The 18,232-nt window shown below is 44.2% G+C and carries 18 protein-coding genes; 12 read left to right on the forward strand and 6 right to left on the reverse strand.

The window, feature by feature from the left end:
* Nucleotides 1-74 precede the first annotated feature (74 nt).
* Nucleotides 75-1,865, reverse strand: a complete 1,791-nt coding sequence (gene argS, locus FTU54_RS09665; protein ID WP_127799285.1) for an arginine--tRNA ligase — start codon at nt 1,863-1,865, stop codon at nt 75-77.
* Nucleotides 1,866-2,049: 184 nt separating this feature from the next.
* Here argS and FTU54_RS09670 point away from each other — a divergent pair, with 184 nt between their 5' ends.
* Entirely contained in the window at nt 2,050-2,328 is a 279-nt protein-coding gene (locus FTU54_RS09670; protein WP_005181365.1) for a DUF2798 domain-containing protein, read from the forward strand.
* Between the two features lie 3 nt (nt 2,329-2,331).
* On the opposite strand, the gene FTU54_RS09675 is transcribed toward FTU54_RS09670, so the two are convergent.
* The gene (locus FTU54_RS09675; RefSeq protein WP_168391293.1) at nt 2,332-2,937 is read right to left on the reverse strand and encodes a hypothetical protein; all 606 of its coding nucleotides are present in this window, start codon (nt 2,935-2,937) and stop codon (nt 2,332-2,334) included.
* A gap of 366 nt (nt 2,938-3,303) precedes the next feature.
* On the opposite strand from FTU54_RS09675, the gene FTU54_RS09680 reads away from it, so the two are divergent.
* The 6 genes from FTU54_RS09680 (at nt 3,304) to FTU54_RS09705 (ending at nt 11,123) form a co-directional block, all read left to right on the forward strand.
* Complete coding sequence (locus tag FTU54_RS09680) at nt 3,304-5,004, forward strand: NAD-dependent malic enzyme (protein WP_016658973.1); 1,701 nt, start codon at nt 3,304-3,306, stop codon at nt 5,002-5,004.
* Between the two features lie 167 nt (nt 5,005-5,171).
* Nucleotides 5,172-8,066 carry a type VI secretion system Vgr family protein gene (locus FTU54_RS09685; protein ID WP_180074681.1) on the forward strand — a complete coding sequence of 965 codons (2,895 nt, stop codon included), beginning with the start codon at nt 5,172-5,174 and terminating at the stop codon, nt 8,064-8,066.
* A complete protein-coding gene (locus FTU54_RS09690) occupies nt 8,063-9,673 on the forward strand; it encodes a glycoside hydrolase family 19 protein (RefSeq protein ID WP_104511416.1) in 1,611 nt (536 codons plus the stop codon). The genes FTU54_RS09685 and FTU54_RS09690 overlap by 4 nt, the downstream gene beginning before the upstream one ends.
* A complete protein-coding gene (locus tag FTU54_RS09695; protein ID WP_168382051.1) occupies nt 9,660-10,364 on the forward strand; it encodes a hypothetical protein in 705 nt (234 codons plus the stop codon). Before FTU54_RS09690 ends, FTU54_RS09695 begins: the two co-directional genes overlap by 14 nt.
* Nucleotides 10,365-10,521: 157 nt before the next feature.
* Nucleotides 10,522-10,920, forward strand: a complete 399-nt coding sequence (locus tag FTU54_RS09700) for a hypothetical protein (protein WP_180074682.1) — start codon at nt 10,522-10,524, stop codon at nt 10,918-10,920.
* Nucleotides 10,911-11,123 (forward strand): hypothetical protein, encoded by a 213-nt coding sequence (locus FTU54_RS09705; RefSeq protein ID WP_168370297.1) that lies wholly within the window; start codon nt 10,911-10,913, stop codon nt 11,121-11,123. Before FTU54_RS09700 ends, FTU54_RS09705 begins: the two co-directional genes overlap by 10 nt.
* 391 nt (nt 11,124-11,514) lie before the next feature.
* Here FTU54_RS09705 and FTU54_RS09710 read toward each other — a convergent pair whose 3' ends face one another.
* Complete coding sequence (locus FTU54_RS09710; protein WP_180074683.1) at nt 11,515-12,435, reverse strand: Dyp-type peroxidase; 921 nt, start codon at nt 12,433-12,435, stop codon at nt 11,515-11,517.
* 158 nt (nt 12,436-12,593) lie between these two features.
* On the opposite strand from FTU54_RS09710, the gene FTU54_RS09715 reads away from it, so the two are divergent.
* On the forward strand, nt 12,594-13,214 hold the full coding sequence (locus FTU54_RS09715) for a LysE family transporter (protein WP_005181385.1): 621 nt from the start codon (nt 12,594-12,596) through the stop codon (nt 13,212-13,214).
* Between the two features lie 67 nt (nt 13,215-13,281).
* Here the strand turns inward: FTU54_RS09715 and znuB are convergent, their stop codons facing one another.
* From znuB to FTU54_RS09730, 3 genes are read right to left on the reverse strand one after another with little or no spacing between them, the layout of a single operon-like run.
* Nucleotides 13,282-14,082, reverse strand: a complete 801-nt coding sequence (znuB, locus tag FTU54_RS09720; protein ID WP_180074684.1) for a zinc ABC transporter permease subunit ZnuB — start codon at nt 14,080-14,082, stop codon at nt 13,282-13,284.
* Nucleotides 14,083-14,085: 3 nt separating this feature from the next.
* The gene (gene znuC, locus FTU54_RS09725) at nt 14,086-14,877 is read right to left on the reverse strand and encodes a zinc ABC transporter ATP-binding protein ZnuC (protein ID WP_016658981.1); all 792 of its coding nucleotides are present in this window, start codon (nt 14,875-14,877) and stop codon (nt 14,086-14,088) included.
* Complete coding sequence (locus FTU54_RS09730) at nt 14,850-15,347, reverse strand: transcriptional repressor (protein WP_005181393.1); 498 nt, start codon at nt 15,345-15,347, stop codon at nt 14,850-14,852. The genes znuC and FTU54_RS09730 overlap by 28 nt, the downstream gene beginning before the upstream one ends.
* Nucleotides 15,348-15,483: 136 nt before the next feature.
* Here FTU54_RS09730 and FTU54_RS09735 point away from each other — a divergent pair, with 136 nt between their 5' ends.
* The 4 genes from FTU54_RS09735 (at nt 15,484) to atpE (ending at nt 18,202) form a co-directional block, all read left to right on the forward strand.
* Nucleotides 15,484-16,323 carry a metal ABC transporter solute-binding protein, Zn/Mn family gene (locus FTU54_RS09735; protein WP_016658982.1) on the forward strand — a complete coding sequence of 280 codons (840 nt, stop codon included), beginning with the start codon at nt 15,484-15,486 and terminating at the stop codon, nt 16,321-16,323.
* Between the two features lie 171 nt (nt 16,324-16,494).
* Nucleotides 16,495-16,893 (forward strand): ATP synthase subunit I, encoded by a 399-nt coding sequence (locus tag FTU54_RS09740; protein ID WP_005181400.1) that lies wholly within the window; start codon nt 16,495-16,497, stop codon nt 16,891-16,893.
* A 101-nt stretch (nt 16,894-16,994) separates the two neighbouring features.
* Entirely contained in the window at nt 16,995-17,870 is an 876-nt protein-coding gene (gene atpB / locus FTU54_RS09745; RefSeq protein WP_004970145.1) for a F0F1 ATP synthase subunit A, read from the forward strand.
* An 86-nt stretch (nt 17,871-17,956) separates the two neighbouring features.
* On the forward strand, nt 17,957-18,202 hold the full coding sequence (gene atpE / locus FTU54_RS09750; protein ID WP_000424060.1) for a F0F1 ATP synthase subunit C: 246 nt from the start codon (nt 17,957-17,959) through the stop codon (nt 18,200-18,202).
* Nucleotides 18,203-18,232 lie beyond the last annotated feature (30 nt).

Here is an 18,232-nt window from a genome sequence, read left to right on the forward strand (position 1 = left end):
TTTATTCTGATTATTGGCTGATTGGCTGGACAGGTGCGTGATGGTACGCCTGCCCAGCAGAAGAATGTCTTGGTTTACATGCTTTCAGGTGCAGAAACACCTAATAATTCTAAACCATTGCGCAAGGTTTGTTGTACGTTTACTGAAAGCAATAAGCGGGCTTGAGTAAGCGCAGCATCATCATTGAGCACTTTGTGTTCATTATACCAGCCGTGGAATAAAGCTGCTAATTCTTTCAAGTAGTTACCCACCTGATGGGGTTCGCAGGCATTGGCAGCACGGGTCACAATTTCAGGATAGGCCGCCAGCTTGGCCAGAATTTCAGTTTCAGCCTCCAGTTCCAGCTTGGCCGCAAACTGACGCGCGTCAAGCGCATTAAAATTCACGCCTGTGCTGGCTGCTTTTTCCAGCATACGGCAGATACGGGCATGTGCATACTGGATGTAATACACCGCATTGTCTTTGCTTTGTGAGACCGCTAAATCCAGGTCAAAGTCGATGTGCTGCTCAGATTTACGCATGACATAGTAGAAACGCGCTGCATCGTTGCCGACTTCTTTACGCAGGTCACGCAAGGTCACGAACTGGCCAGAACGGGAAGACATCTGAACCATCTCGCCGCCGCGCCATAAGCTCACAAACTGCACCAGTAAAACGGTTAGTTTTTTCGAGTCATAACCCATCGCATCAATCGCGGCTTTTACACGAGAGATATAACCGTGGTGGTCAGAACCCCAGATATCAATCAGGTCGGTATAGCCACGTTGTAATTTGTTCAGGTGATACGCAATGTCTGAAGCGAAATAAGTAGTTTGACCATTACGACGTTTGACCACGCGGTCTTTTTCATCGCCAAACTCAGTCGATTTAAACCAGATGTTGCCCTCTTGCTCATACAGATAACCACGCTGATCCAGCGTTTGCAGCGCTTCATCAATTTTTTCAGTTAAAGAGGCTTCGCTAAACCACTGGTTAAAGGTTACGCCAAATTCACCGAGGTCATCTTTAATGTCATCCAGAATGGCTTTTAAAGCGGCCTGATGGAATACGCGATAGCCTTCGCCAATTAAAGTCTGTGAATTGAAAATCAGACCATCAATGTGTTTTTCTTTATCGCCAGACAGGACCACCTTGTTGCCTTCTGCATCCGGTTCAGCTGCATACTGCACATCTTCCGGCACATCTTTATAGACATCGGCCACTGGGCGTACGTAAGCATCACCATCCTGGTCGATAATGCTTTGCGCGATTTCTTTGACGTAATCACCCTGATAGGCATTTTTCGGGAACACCAGTTCCTGACCGGTCAGTTCCAGATAACGTAAGTAAGTTGATGTTGCCAGAATATCCATTTGACGGCCGGCATCGTTCACATAGTATTCACGATCTACGGTCGCGCCGGTGGCTTCGAGCAGATTGGCAACGGTCATGCCGTAAGCGGCACCGCGACCATGACCCACGTGCAGGCTGGACGTCGGGTTGGCAGAAACGAATTCAACCTGAATGCGTTTGCCCGCGTTCACTTTGGTGCGGCCAAACTGGTCTTGCTGCGCCTGAATTTGATCAAGAATGGCAAAACGCTGGTCGGCATTTAAGAAGAAGTTGATAAACCCCGGACCGGCAATTTCTGCTTTGCTGATGTCTGCCACTTCTGGCAATGCAGCCAGAATTTTTTCGGCCAGATCACGCGGCTTCATGCCCGCAGCTTTAGAGGCAATCATGGCGATATTTGAGGCAAAGTCACCGTGGCTTCGGTCTTTGGTTCGCGTCAAATTACTGGTGTTGTTCCAGTCTGCTGGGAGGACACCTTCTGCTTGAAGGGATTGCACTGCATGTTCAAGAGCTGCTTGGATTGCCGTATTCATAATCAGTCGAAAAATAAATGTCGCAGAAAAACAGCAAATATAGCAAATTTCACTGTCTTTAGGTGAACGCATTTGTAGTGAATGAAGATTGTCCGACATTCTGCGCCATCTGTAGCCTGAAAATGCTACCATGGCCATGAAATGACCTGATCAATGACGGATTTGTCCCGCTGTAGGAGCACGCATGCACGCCAAACGTCCTGTAATCATCGCCAATATTCCTAAACTGCCAGCAAAATGGGCGGGCATTATTATGCCGCTGCTGCTGTCTGGCCTGATGAGCGGTATTATTTCAATGGTCAATATGCTGCGTGCGCTGGGCTGGGTCGAGGGGCTGATCACACTGTGGTTCCAGAACTGGATGATTTCCTGGGCCATTGCCTTTCCGGTGGTGCTGGTGGTGTTGCCGCTGGTGCGCCGTTTTACCGCGATGCTGGTGGATATGCCGGGCGCACCCAAATAGCATTTAGCCCGATGCACCAGACTCCTGACAGGACACCGGTTTACTCAGCAGATCGGCATTGCCATTCTGGAAGGTATAAAGCCGGGAGGCATTAAAAATCTTGATCACCTTGGCCTGCGCAATGGCTGCCTGGAAGCGTTTCAATGGCTCATCGGTATGTACATTAAAAGGATTGCCATAATTCTGATTGTCGAGCAGGAACTGGATCTGTCCGGCATTCGGATCATAAGCCTTTAATAGAGGTTTGCCTTCGGCATTGCTGAGCGAGAAGGTTGGTCGCTGGCTGCTGATCTTGCAGTGCAGGGCCAGAGTCAGAATCACTCCATCCTGAGCCTTGTTTTTCAGCTGATAGCGTCCCAGCTGTTCATTTTCAATATAGACCCATTGTTGAGTCGGCATGCTGGCAGTAAATTTTTCCAGTTGCTCCAGGGTTTTTTTACTGATATCGACCACGCCGTCTTTGTCGATTTTCGGTGCTTTGTCTTTACTGGAGAATAAACCGGTCACCTGATCGCTGACTTTTTCAGTGGTATTGGAAAGGGTCTGGCAGCCGCCTAACCCCAGCACAGCGGCCAAACCGCCCAGTGTAATCCATGGCTTGATATACATGATTTTTAAATATGTCGTTGTGTTTTGCCCCAGAGCATACCCAAATTGAGGCCAATTGAAAAATCTGCACTGGCTGCATGTAACAGAAAAACAGCGAAAAACTACATCCTGATGGGTCGAGGATTTGTAAGCTAAACAGGCAGAGGATTGATTTGGGCATAAAAAACCGCATTTTGAGCTTCGGGAAAGCGTTATTTCGTGACTGGATGCCGGATTGGACAAATTTATTCAGTACCTAAATTATCCACAAATCATTATCAATTTTCTAAATACCCCATTGTCCTCAAAACGGGCTAAGCTAGCTTATCTCCCAGAGGAACTTTTGCTTTGAGCCTCCTTCTGGATCATCGAATAATGAGATCGGAAATGACATCAGCGAATTCAGCCACCAAAAAACCGCTTTACATCCCTTATGCCGGAAACACGCTTCTGGAGCTGCCTTTGCTTAATAAAGGCGGTGCATTTACAGAAGAGGAACGCCGCCATTTTAATCTCCACGGTTTACTTCCACATGCCATCGAGAGCATTGAAGAACAGAGTCAGCGCTCCTATCAGCAGTATGTGTCGTTTAACGATGCCATCAACAAGCATATTTATTTACGAAATATTCAGGACACCAACGAAACCCTGTTCTATCACTTAATTGAGCATCATTTAAGTGAAATGATGCCGATTATTTATACCCCGACGGTTGGCGAAGCCTGCCAGCGTTTTTCTGATATTTACCGCCGTCATCGTGGCATCTTCCTGGCCTATCCAGACCGCGGCCATATTGATGACATTCTGCAAAATGTGAACAAGAAAAACGTGAAGGTGATTGTAATCACTGATGGCGAGCGCATCTTAGGTCTTGGTGATCAGGGGATTGGCGGGATGGGGATTCCGATTGGCAAATTATCCTTATATACCGCATGTGGTGGGATCAGCCCGGCTTATACCTTGCCAATTACTTTAGATGTAGGTACCAACAACCCGCAACTGCTGGATGATCCAATTTATATGGGCTGGAATCAGCCGCGGATTACCGGCGATGAATACTATGCCTTTGTTGATGAAGTGATTGCCGCGATCCAGCGCCGCTGGCCAAAAGCGCTGATCCAGTTTGAGGATTTCGCTCAGAACAATGCGATGCCATTGTTAAACAAATATCGTGACCAGATTTGCTGTTTTAATGATGATATTCAGGGCACCGCAGCCGTTTCGGTGGGCAGTTTAATTGCTGCCTCACGTGCCGCTGGTAAACAGCTGAAAGATCAGGTGGTGGCTTTCCTCGGTGCCGGTTCTGCTGGTAGCGGCATAGCCGAGCAGATTATTGCGCAGATGATGTATGAAGGTTTAAGCGATGCCGAAGCGCGTGCGCGGGTATTTATGGTTGACCGTTTTGGCCTGATCACCGAAAACCAGCCGAATCTGCTGGACTTCCAGCGCAAACTGGCACAGCCGCCTGAACGGGTTGCAGCCTGGGGCAATGCCGATGACATGATTTCACTACTCGATGTAGTCAAACATGCCAAACCAACGGTACTGATTGGCGTATCAGGTCAGCCGGGGCTGTTTACCGAAGAAATTATTCGCACCCTGACCGAGAATTGTGAGCGACCAATTGTAATGCCACTGTCGAACCCAACTTCGCGGGTTGAGGCGGTGCCGGCTGATATCCTGCAATGGTCTGAAGGTAAGGCGCTGATTGCAACTGGTAGTCCATTTGCACCGGTGAATTATCATGGCAAGATTTATCATATCTCACAGTGTAATAACTCCTATATTTTCCCGGGTATTGGTTTGGGTGTAGTCGCCTCCGGCGCGACCCGAGTCACAGACAGTATGCTGATGGCGTCGAGTAATGCACTGGCAGACTGTTCGCCGATGCTGCTCGATCCAGCGGCCGATCTGCTGCCGGATTTAAATGAAATCCAGAAGGTTTCGAAAATTATTGCCTTTAAAGTGGCTAAAGCGGCGATGCTGGCCGGTGTAGCACCAGTAATCAGTGACGAGTTACTGGCAGAGGCGATTGAGGCGAATTTCTGGAAACCGGAATACCGCAGTTATCGCCGGATTACCTTTTAAAATATAGACAAACACCATAAGGAGCTTCGGCTCCTTTTTTGGGCAGCTGTTGATCGCAACTGGTCGGAAACAGGTGGTTTGTAGGCAAGAAATGAAAGCGGGAGGCTGGATTAAAAAATAAGCATTGTTTAGAATCGGGGCAAATTAAAACAATACCTTTTATAACAATGATAACCCGTGTTCATATCCACACTGCCTTGGAGCAGGCCGGCCTCAGCCCACAAAAACGTGCCCTCCATATTCAATTTTCTCAGCCGGCCTTAAATGCCGATGTTTTCTTGCAGCGCATCGACGGTGAACACCAGCTCAATGACGGTTTACATGCCGAACTGATCTGTCTTTCGACCAATGCCCAGATTCCGTTAAAACAGTTTATCGGCGCGCAGGTTGCCGTCGATCAGGTCACTGACCAGGGCCAGCTGTTTCGCAGCAGCGGCATCATCACCGCCGCAGCGCAAGGCCAAAGTGATGGCTCTCTCACCCTCTATAAACTTACGCTAGAAGATCCAACCGCACTCTGGCATAAACGCCGTAATAGCCGTGTGTTTATGAATAAAAGCGTGCGTGAGGTCAGTGAAATTCTATTTAAAGAATGGCAAAACAAAAGCCCGCTCTTTGCCGCCAGCCTGACCCTGGACTTAACTGGACTGACCCAGGAACTGGATGTGCGTCCCTTTATCATGCAGTCCAATGAAACCGACTATGACTTCCTGACCCGGCTCTGGCGTAGTGAAGGCATTAACTGGCTGATTGATGAAGCCCAGTTACAGGTCGTACATTCCAGCAGCCCGATACAGGCCCAGAAACTGCGCCTGATTGATGACAACAGCCAGTACAGTGCCTTAAACCGCCGCAGCATCCGCTTTCATCGCTCCAGTGCCACCGAACAATTAGATAGCATCACCCAGTTGATTGCCCAGCGCAGCCTGCAACCGACCGCCGTACATCTGCAACGCTGGCAGTCAGATAGCCTGAGCCAGGAAGAAGGTGCCGGTTCAGTGCAAAGCAAACACCAGCACAGCCACAATCAGGACAATGCCAGCCTCAGCCTGGAACAAGCCTGGCAGATCAGCCCGGCCTGGATGCAGGATTTAAATGGCGAAGACCAGGCCACCGCATCCTCTAATAACCAGCTGGACAAACTGAACCAGAACCTCAGTCACTACCACGACCTGCAATCCAAATACTTTAGTGCCCATTCCACCGTCCGTGATGCCCAGGTTGGCTACTGGTTTGAACTGAATGAACACCCGGAAATTGACCAGCACAGCGCAGCCGACAAAGAATTTCTAATTACCGGCAAACAGTTCTATAACCAGAACAACTTACCTAAAGACCTCAAACAGCAGATTAACCAGCTACTCAGCCAGAGCCACTGGCATAGCCATTTTAGTTTTCAACACGAACAACACCCGGATGAACGTCAAGGCAATACCTTAACCCTGCAACGTCGCAACATCCGCACCGTACCGGAATATCATCCACTACAGCACCGACCGGCGGCTCATCCACAGCGCGCCCGGGTAGTCGGTCCTGCTGGCGAAAGCATCCATGTCGATGAATGGGGAAGGATTAAAGTCCGTTTTCTGTTTACCCGCAGTGATGACCATCAGCATGATGGCGGTGCTGGCAGCAATGACAATGACACCGATTCCGCCTGGGTCGATGTACTGACCCCTTGGGCCGGAGAAGGCTATGGTGCCCGTTTCCTGCCACGGATTAATGAAATTGTAGTGATTGACTTCTTCGACGGTAACATCGACCGGCCATTTGTGGTGGGGCGTCTACATGAAGCGGAGCGCTCTCCTACCCAATTCGACCAACAAGGCCAACTACCCGACACTAAAAAACTCAGTGGGATCCGCTCACAGGAAATTGAAGGTAGTGGCTTTAACCAGCTGCGCTTTGATGATACTCCGAAGCAGATCTCTGCCCAGCTGCAAAGCAGCCATGGCGCGACCCAACTAAACCTGGGGAACTTGAGCCATCCGAAAGCCAGCGCTGAAAGTGATGGTCGTGGTGAAGGTTTTGAGCTGAGAACCGATCAGTGGGGTGCAGTCCGTGCTGGAGAAGGCTTGCTGATTTCCACCCATCCACAGGCACAGGCCGAAGGCAATCATCTTGATACCAGTGAGGCCAAATCCCAGATTGAAGGCTCACTGAACAATGCCCAAGCTTTAAGTGAAGTGGCCAAAAACCAGCAGACGGATCCTTTAGAAGTTCTTGATAACTTAAAGAACTTCTTAGAGCAGATCGAACAGCAGGATGAAAATAAAGCTGCTGCTTTTAAACAGGCCTTAATGATTCTTAGCGCACCAAACTCTATTGCGTTGAGTAGCCAGCAAGATGTGCATCTCTCTGCTGATGGTCAGATCAGCCACAATGCAGGAGAGAGTATTAACCTCAGTACGCAGCAGTCTTTGATTGCCCATGCCAGCCAGAAACTGAGCCTGTTTGCAGCCCAAGAGGGTGCACGACTGTATGCCGGTAAAGGCAAAGTCGAGATTCAGGCACAGGGGGATGGTGCAGATCTTATTGCCAGAAAGGGGGTGCAGATTATTTCAACGGAAGACAGGATTGAAGTCAAGGCGAGTAAAAAAATTATATTGGTGGCTGGAGGAAGTCAGATTGAGATTAGTGGTTCAGGTGTGTTACCGACAACTGCTGGGAAGTTTGAGGTGAAAGCGGGGCAGCATCTGTTTTTACAGCCACAGAATGTGGTTGAACCGAAGAAGAGCTTACCTCAGATGGCAACATTGTTTAGTAATCAAATCAATTATCAATGGAATAGCTCATCTGCAGGAGAAAAAGAAATTTTTGTGATTGATCAAACTGATGGAAAGCTTCTGAAAACCAATAAATCCATATTAAATGAACAACATCAATTGAGTACTTTTAGGTTCTATACGCCGCAGTCAACTGACTTTATTGCACTGGGCTTTAACTCTTTGCATACACATTTGAGTGGAGCATTGAGTGATGAACAGATTGATTATTTGCTCGAAGAAATAGAAGAAGATCAGGAGGATGAGGTGTCTACACACGAGGATATTGAATCATGAGTAAACTGGTGACCATTACCTCTAAGTTTTATGATAAATCTGGACGATATGTCAGAAATCTGAAGGTGAAATCACGTTATCAAAATTCATCGAGAGAGAATCTGAAGAAAACAGATACAGATGGCTTATTTGTCTTTCAAGCTTCTCCTAATCGGATGGTAGAAATTTTAGCAAAACCACCGAAGGCATCTGATTATACTGTGGTGAAGGTCATTAATTCTTCGACACTCTCCTCTTCAGAGCATCCTATAAAAATTCAGTTACCTAACACCATTGAAGAATATCGACAAATGAATAGTACGATTTCTCAGAATGGTTTGGTGGTAACACCTTTTCAAGTGGTTGATGTTCATGGAAAGATTATGGCTAATTTTCCGATACAAACACGGCCAAAGGGAAAGAAAAGTTTTGAACGTATTACGGATGATCAAGGAAGAGTTGAAGTCCTCTCTTCGGCTAATCGTGATATTGAATTTTTAGCCTTAACATCGAATGATGAGTTTGTTTTAAAAAGATCGCTTAATTCAGGTAATGGCACAGAAAAACCTATTCTGATTCAATTAGATGAACCCTATGAAAAGTTTAAAAGTACTTCTACACTAACGCTTGTAGATCGTGAAGGTAGTAATTACGTTATTGAAAAAACAAATATTGAGATGTTAATTGTAGCTACCGGGAAGAAAAAGGTTTATTCGATTTCCAATGGAAAACTGCCGTTAATAAGTATGGTTGGGCAGAGATTACAATTTACTGTACTCAAACCAGATGGAAAGCCTTTAGATCCAGTAAGTTATGTGGCCAAAAGAGTTAAAGAGGAAGCTGTTAAATTACATCTAGATGTTGATATTATTGAAGGAACCACAGAGGAGAATAAACCTAATTTAGATAAAAGGATTGATAATGATTCAGAAGATATTATTTCGTTAAGCTTTTTTAAAGCTGTTTATGGTTCTAGAAAACTATTTTCTCATCGCGTAATGAATGGGAGATCAACACAAAATACTACGCCAGAAGAGTTTGTTCCTGAGTTGAATAAAAGTCTTAGAAAACATAATTTAAAAGATAAATTAATGTTATGTCATTTTTTAGCACAAATTTATCATGAGTGTGACCACTTTAATACCTTAATTGAATATGCTAGTGGGAAAGATTATGATATATCTAACTTTCCGCCATCTGTTTGTGACGTTAAAAATAGTCGAGCATGTCGAAGAAGAAATCAAATCTTAGCTGAAGGAAATACATCTTTTGGAGATGGTCCTAAGTATAAAGGAAGAGGTCTAATTCAGCTAACTTGGAAAAGTGCATATAAAAAATATAAAAACTACTCAGGAATAGATGTAGTTAGTAACCCAGAATTAATTTGTGATGACTTATTTCATGCAGTGGAAAGTTCTGTATGGGCATTTAATATATTTAAAAATGCAGATAATTTAATTTATAAAGGGTATCCAGATTTAAATAGTAACTATAGTGATAGTCATCATTTAAAAGTAGTTGAGTCTGTGAGTAAGAGAATAAATGGTGGAAATAATGGGATGTTGGAAAGAAAGAAGTTATTTATAAAAATATTGAGAGAAGTGGAGAAAAGGAATGGTTTTAAATAAATTTTTCATTTTTTTATTATTGATTTTTTCAGGTAATTTGTCAGCAAAAGATATTTTAGTAAAAGAAGATAATAATATTTACTATAGGAAAGGGGGAGAAAAATTTTATTTATTCAATGGTAATGACTACTGTTATAATAAAAATGGTTTTTGGTTAGAGGAAATAAATGATAGTAAGTATAAATATTTGGTGGTGAATTACACAGAGGATTGCAACCCAAGTGGTCAATACAGGATTTTTGAGATATCTTCTAAAGAGGTAAAAGAGTTTTATTTGAGTCCATTATACGATCCAGAATTTAAAAAAAATAGAATTATTGAAAGGTTTAAAGATGGAGCAATAAGCTATAAAAGAATATATCTTTTAGAGTCTGGGAAATATATATTGAAAGAAGAATGGAGGACTTTAGCTCCAAACTTAAATTTAACTACTTTTTTTTCAAATCCTAATAATATTTATATATTGAAGAGTGACTTAGGTAAAATAGTCGAGAAAGTTGAAGTATCCTCAAGAAAGGCTTTTTTATTTGATCAATATTTTAATAAGAAAAGATCTTATTTAATTAATGGGGATATTGTAAGGATAAAAAATATTGTAAAAAATAAAGATGAATTTTACTTAAATATTGAATATTTAAGTATGGGTGGGAAAGTAGTAAAAGGTTATATATTGATATCTGATATTTTGTGATTTTTCATTTTAAAATTTTATGAATTAAAGAAATTTATAAGTCCAAGAATTATCAATAAGAATTGTAATTAATTAAAAATTCCCTATTCTAGTTTTCTCCTTAAGGGAGAGAGGAACTCTATTACTATAAGGTAATAAATAATAAGGTTGAAAAATTATGAAAAATATTTATGTATTAATTTTTATCATTTTATTATCATCATATTCATTGGCTCACTCTAGTCATGAATTTTATTGCTTATCAGATGGTAAAAAATCAATATTATTAGTTTCTATTTACTATCTTCAAGTCAAAAAAATTAAATATTTCCCCTATATGAGAGATATAAATCTTTCAGACCCCTATGAAATAGAAGAAGTAGATATGGGTGATAATGCTCAGCCAGAAATCTATCGTTCAATGAATGAAATTATAGATGGTAAAATCACTGGGAAATATCGTTTTATGTCCCAAGGATATTTACTTTATGAAGTGGCTTATACAAATAAAAATACTAGAAAAGTCACTAAATTCGAGAATAAAAAAGTAAAATTAAAGGGAATTGAATGTTTTTGAAAATTTTCTTGAGTTGTATTTTTATAACTTTATTTGGATGTGGCTCTTCAGAAATTAGTCGTTCAGCTGAAGTGGATCAGAATACTATTGCAGATGAGAAAATCTTTGAATTGAATCTTGTTGATTTGCAATTAAGCGATCAAGGAGGTATTGCTAAATTATCAAAAAAAATAATTTTTGCCGACTTCATGTTGAGCTATTAAGTAGTTATGGGAAGGAGGTTTATAATTTTAAATTTAGCCTATTAAGTTTAGTAGAAACTAATCATTTTATTTATAAATATGAGGGTGGAATTGTAGACTATAGAACTGCAGAGGATAAAGAGCTGACAGAGTTGATGGCAGAGTACAAGGATGAACATGTTATTTCAAATGAGCTTCAGTTAATAAATAAGGAAACCGTATTAGGTCATAAGAATATTGATATCAATAAAAATTTTGAATTTTATTTGAATTTATTCCCAAATGATGCAGTTTTAAAGTGTAGATAAATTTAGGAAATATAAAAATAAATAGCTATGAGTCCTTTTAGTATTCTGGTTATAGTTCATCTTTTTTCTGAATGGTAAAAGCCGACTCTCGTCGGCTTTATAAATTACCCTTCCAACACCGTTTCCAGCAACTCTTCACTTGGAGCGAAGTAGTAAGCGCCATCTAAAGCGGTCACAAAATGTAGTAAACGGTCATGAATACCATCTCCCGAGGTGCCAAACATACGCTCAAGCATCGCATCCAGAATAGTTAAATCCTTGGTATAGGCAATAAAGAATAAGCCTTGGTCACCTTGCCCATCACCATATGGTAGGGAATGACGCAGAATTTCCATTTCTTCACCTTCATCATCTTCAACCACGGTACGGGAGACGTGGGCATTGTCAGGTTTCACCTCATCATCCAGCTCAATCGACTCAAGTTTGGTTCGACCCATCACTTGTTCTTGTGCATCGACTTTCAGACGTTTCCATTTATCTAAATCATGTGCATAACGCTGGGCAAAGACAAAGGAACCATCTTCAAAAATGCCGGCATCTTCGCCCAGTAAAGCGACTTCAGCACGGTCATCCGGGAATTGCGGGTTTTCTGTGCCATCAATAAAGCCGGTCATGTCGCGGCCATCAAAATAGCGGAAGCAGACCCGCTCATCCAGAACATCAACCTGATCCTGAATACCCTCAAAGAAAGACTGGCTCAGGGCAAAACAGATATCCGCACGGGCACTGGCAATATGAATGAGTACATCTGCCGGTACGACAGGCATCTGGAATGCGCCTTCAATCGGTTGTAACTGCTTAAAGCCAGCTGGAGTTTGGGAGTACAGTTGTGCCCAAAGTTCAGGTCCAAAGGCCACGGCAGTTTTAATTTGTGCATGAGGATGCTGGGTAATCAGGCGATCACGGGTATTAAAAAGATCAGCTAATTTTTCTTTTAATTGCTCAAGAGTTAAATCTTTTAAACGTAAAACAATAAAACGGGCATGATCTGAAGGTAATGGCAAGATTACAGATTGAGCTGTCATTCATGGCTCCTAAGTTTTTAATAATCAATCACTAAAACTATTGTGCCTGAACCGGTAGCAGCTTAACAGTCTCTGGATCAGATTTTTATTGCCGCTTTACTGCGCACTTAAAAGATGAATCGTCATATAATAATCTGTCATTTTTGTGGTGAATTACCATGTCTTATCAGATTTGGCTGGCCTATATGCTGGCCTGTTGGGTGATTAGTGTGTCGCCGGGCGCAGGTGCGATTGCCTCGATGTCGAGTGGGCTGAATTACGGTTTTCGTCATGGTTACTGGAATGCCATCGGGCTGCAACTGGCGCTGCTGGTACAGATTGCGATTGTGGCGGCCGGCGCGGGCGTGCTATTTGCGACCACGCCTTGGGCTTTTCTGGCAGTGAAATGGTTCGGGGTAGCGTATCTGCTGTATCTGGCTTATCTGCAATGGAAAGCGCCGGTACACTCGATTGAAATCCGGCAGGATTTACCACAGAAATCAGCTGGACGACTGCTGCTGAACGGTTTTCTGGTGAATATGAGCAATCCGAAAGCGATTGTATTTTTGCTGGCTGTCTTGCCACAATTTCTGGATTTATCCAAACCGCAGTGGATTCAATATCTGATTATGGCAGCAACCATGATTACGATTGATCTGATTGTGATGGCGGGCTATACCGGCCTGGCAGCTAAGGTTTTAAGATTGTTAAAGTCACCGCGTCAGCAGAAAGTCATGAACCGGACGTTTGCCGGTCTGTTTGCTGGTGCTGCATTTTTATTGAGTCTGGTGCATCAGTAATAGATGTTGATTTTCCCCTCTCAATGATAAAGAGGAGAGGGCTAGATGGAACCTTTCGGTTGATTGTTTAGGCCAGTTTTTTAAATTTCTGCATGGTAAAGATCAGGGCAAAAATCACCGCCATGGTCAGCACAATAGTCAGACCGGTCGAGGTATTTAAGCCGGCGCTGGACCATAAACCAACCGTTACCCCAATTTGTGCAATCACAAAAGCCCAAATCACCATCTGTTTCGGAGAATGCGCCAGCAGTCGTGCCGTGAGCGCCGGAATCACCAGCAGCGCACCCATCAATAGCGAGCCGACCGCGCGTAATGCCAGAACCGTAAACAGGGCCAGCAGCAACATAAAAATCAGACGTTGCCACTGGGCATGAATACCTTCACTGGCAGCAATATCCGGATCAATGGCAATCTGAATCTGGGCTTGCCAATACTTATATAGAACCAGCAGTGCACCGACAATCACCAGCGCAAAGATGGGTAAATCAGCCCAGGAGATCGTGAGCAGATCACCAAACAGGTAGCTGAGCAGTTCCGGGCGCAGGCCTGGAATGTGCTGGATAAACAGTAGACCGGAGCAGAGCAGGGTCGCAGAGCATAAGGCCAGCAGGGCATCATTCGGTAAGCGCGGATCATGCAGAATCCAAAGAATACCAACCAGTAATAAGGCTAAAAATGTAACGCCCATCCACAGCGGTAAGCTCAAGGCGCCGGCAATGGCCACGCCTAATAAGGTGCCATGTGCCATGGTATCGGCAAAAAAAGACATCCGGCGCCACAGCATCAGACAGCCGAGTGGCGCGGTCAGAAACACCAGTAAAGTGCCCATGATCCAGGCCGGAAGTAATAACGATAACCAATCCATCATGGTTTAGACTTCCGGTTCAGGGTGAATATGGGGACGGGAATCATGCTGACACGGCTCGGCATGGTCGCCATGCGCACAATGATCATGATGATGCTGATAGAACACCCGGTTGGTGCCAAAAATGGCCTGATATTCCGGATGCTGCTGCACGCTTTCGGGCAAGCCGCTACAGCAAATGTGTTTATTTAAACATACCACCCGATGCGTGCCTTGCATGACCCATTGCAGATCATGTGAGACCATCAGCACGGCACAGCCATATTTTTCTGGTAGGCTACGCACATAGTCATACAGCTCGGCTTCCGACTGGATATCCAGCCCCTGCATTGGTTCATCCAGCACCAGCACATCGGGTTGGCGCAATAAGGCGCGGGCCAGTAATACCCGCTGCCGTTCACCACCTGACAATTGCTGCACTTTGGAATTTTCCAGCTTGGCAATACCGGTATCGCGGATAATTTCTGCTTTTAACGTGCTGCTACATTTTTCTAAAGCCAGCAGATCCTTGACCCTTAACGGCAAGCTGTGTGAAGGATTGAATTTCTGCGGCACATAGGAGAATTTTAGTTTTTTATCGGCCAGTACTTTGCCAGCCGTGGGTTTGACAATACCGAGCATGACTTTAATCAGCGTCGATTTGCCGGCACCATTCGGACCAATGAGCGTGACAATTTCTTTCTCATGCAAAGAGAAATCGACCTGTTTTAAAATATCACGCTCATCAATCCGGACTTGAATCTGTTCAAGGCGAATCAGCGGCGCAGGACTTAGCGTTTGCTGGCGCAGTGCTGACATAAACCAGAAATCTCGATAATACTATGATGGGCGGTGAAGTGGTCCGAAGCCGACAGCTCTGCCAGTTGCTGCAGTAAACCCTGCGCAGAAGCTTCTTTGACCACTTTGCATTCGGTGCAAATTAAAAACGCCGCCTGATGGCCTTCGCGCGGATGGCAGCAGGGAATATAGGCATTAATAGAAGTTAAACGGTGAATCAGCCCTTTTTCTAATAAAAAGTCGAGGGTGCGGTACACGGTTGGTGGTGCCGCCGGACGATCTGACTCACTTTTAATTTTGGCCAGCAGGTCGTATGCCCCCATCGGGCCCGAGGCATTTAAAATCAGTTCCAGCACTTCACGACGAAGTGGGGTCAGGCGAGCACCTGTGGCGGCACAGAGACTTTCGGCTTCAGCAAGACGCTGCTCAATATTTTGATGGTCGTGCACGCCATGTAATGCATCATGATGTTCATGAGAACATAAGCTCATAGCTACCCCAAGGAAATGTAGGAGGAAAATCGGACATTAAATTTTAACATGAAGTATAGTCAGATTCGATTATACATAGGTATTTTTGTTATTTTGTTATAATATAACATCTATCCTGTTTTATGATTTTGCGCTCATGTCCCGTTTTTTCGCCTTCTGTGCTCTGGCTTTGTTCAGTACCTTGAGTTGGTCTCAAAGTCTTGTTATTTCGACACAGCCGATTTATCTGATTGCCAAGGAAATTACACAAGGTATAGAAACCCCGACCTTATTATTGGCCGACCAGACCGGACATGATGTCAGTTTGACTCCTGCACATCGCAAGACCATTCAGGATGCAGGTCTGGTGATCTGGCTGGGCAAAGCGCATGAAGCGCCTCTAGAAAAACTGTTCAGCAATCAGAGCAAAGCTATTTCATTGCTAGATTCTGGCATTTTGCAAACGCTACCACAGCGTAGCCCTCGTGGTGCAGCATTAAAAGATACGGTCGACTCGCATGTCTGGCTTGATCCGAACAATGCCATTCGTATTGGCTTTTTTATTGCGGCCTTGCGTTCCCAGCAGGTGCCTGAGCAGCGTGAACAGTACTGGGCCAATGCCCGTGCCTTTGCCCAAGAGCTGCTCCTGACCGCAGACAAGTTTAAAAGCAAAGCCTCGGCCAAAGCCTACTGGTCTTATCATGATGCCTATCAATATCTGGAACGTCCGCTGAACCTGAAGTTTGCCGGCGCACTGACCCATGATCCGCATGTCGCTCCGACGGTGGCGCAAATTAAATATATGAATGATCATCGTCCAAACACGAAAATGTGTTTACTGGCCGAAGGTCATGCCAGCAAGAGCCAGTATCAGCGCCTGAATCCGATTGTGTTTCAAATGGTCGACGAAAGTATGAGTGGGGCAGGGGACTTTGTGCAGGCCTGGCAGAAATTGGCTACCCAAACGCAAAAATGTGTAATAAATGCGCAAAAATAGCGCGTTTTGGCGGCAAATTTGAATTATGACAATACGGTTACAGTTGTGCAAAAAAATACGACTAAGATCGGGAAAAGATTGCATGTTCAGGGGTGTAACTCTATAATGCCTGCGATAAAAAACGATCATCAGTTAAACTTGTCAAGCATTTATGCTGTGAGTGGAAAGTAAATGAGCCGAACTAGTCGCTTGATTGACCGACGATTAGCGAAAGCTTTGGTCTTCTTGCAAGCATTCATGATACCTGTTGCTGCATTGATTGCCTGGATATTCAAAGATGCTACAGCCGCCTTGAGTGCCGCACTTGGTGCATTGGTATGTTGGGTTGCAAGTTGTTATTTTTCCTGGCAGTCGTTCCGCGCAGCAGGCGCGAGAGCATCTAAACAAGTTCTGTCGAACATGTATAGGGGCATGCTCGGTAAGTTTGCGATTGTGATCGTAGGATTCATTTTAATTTTAAGCAATGTCGAGCCGTTGTCTCCGGTTGCATTGTTTTGTGGTTTTATTCTCGTTCAGGCCATGTCGTGGGTCGCTCCGTTTTGGGTGTCACGTCTACAAAAACGAGTATAGGCGCAGCAAAAATTGAAAAGTTTTTAGGAGATGAGCGAGATATCAAGCAGCACGCGATATTCGTTCCCTCTTTTGTTTTTGACATTGACCAGGTGTGATTTATGGCTGCTGAAGAACATGCCCTTACTTCGACCGAGTATATCAAGCATCACTTGACCAACATGACCTATGGCAAAATGCCAGACGGTTCATGGAAGTTGGCTGAGTCTGCTGAAGAAGCTCAACAGATGGGGTTCACTGCTATTCACTTGGATTCAATGGGTTGGTCTATCGGACTTGGTCTGATCTTCTGTTTATTGTTCTGGATTGTCGCGAAAGCTGCAAATTCAGGCGTGCCTGGTAAATTCCAGTCAGTAATTGAAGTGATTATCGAGTTTGTAGATTCAAGTGTACGTGATACCTTCCATGGGAAGTCTCGATTAATTGCACCCTTAGCATTAACCATTTTCGTGTGGATTTTCCTCATGAACTTGATGGATTTAATCCCTGTTGACTTTATTCCTTATGTAGCTCAACAGGCGATTGCATCTATGCTGGGTGTGGACCCTCATCAGGTTTACTTTAAAATTGTTCCGACTACAGATCCAAACATTACCTTAGGTATGTCTATTTCTGTATTCTTCTTAATTATTTTCTATAGTATTCGTGAGAAAGGTGTTGGCGGCTTCGTTGGTGAGTTGGCACTTAACCCATTTAACCCAAGTAATCCAGTTGCTAAAGTGCTTTTAATTCCATTCAACTTATTGTTGGAATTGACTACTTTCTTGGCGCGACCAGTTTCATTGGCTCTACGACTGTTCGGTAACATGTATGCGGGTGAGTTAATCTTCATTCTTATCGCGTTATTACCGTTCTGGATCCAGTGGGCATTGTCTGTGCCTTGGGCGATTTTCCACATTTTGATTATTACGCTACAAGCATTCATTTTCATGATGTTGACAATCGTGTACATGAGCATGGCAAGCGAAAAGCATTAATGGTATGGCCTAACTGTCATCGGGCGGTTGGGCACACAATTTTTTAACTTAATTTGGTATAAAACCTAACCTCTGAGGAATTTTTCATGGAACTCACTTTAGGTCTAGTTGCAATTGCATCTGCTATCTTGATCGCTTTCGGTGCTTTAGGTACTGCGATTGGTTTTGGTCTTTTGGGCGGTCGCTTCCTTGAAGCTGTTGCACGTCAGCCAGAATTGGCTCCACAACTTCAAACTCGTATGTTCTTAATCGCGGGTCTTCTTGATGCTGTGCCTATGATCGGTGTTGGTATTGGCTTGTTCTTCATCTTCGCTAATCCATTTGTAGGTTAATCAGCTTAATTCCCAAAAATCCACTATTTG

This window comes from Acinetobacter sp. YH12116 (assembly GCF_013418895.1).
Lineage (GTDB): Bacteria > Pseudomonadota > Gammaproteobacteria > Pseudomonadales > Moraxellaceae > Acinetobacter > Acinetobacter indicus.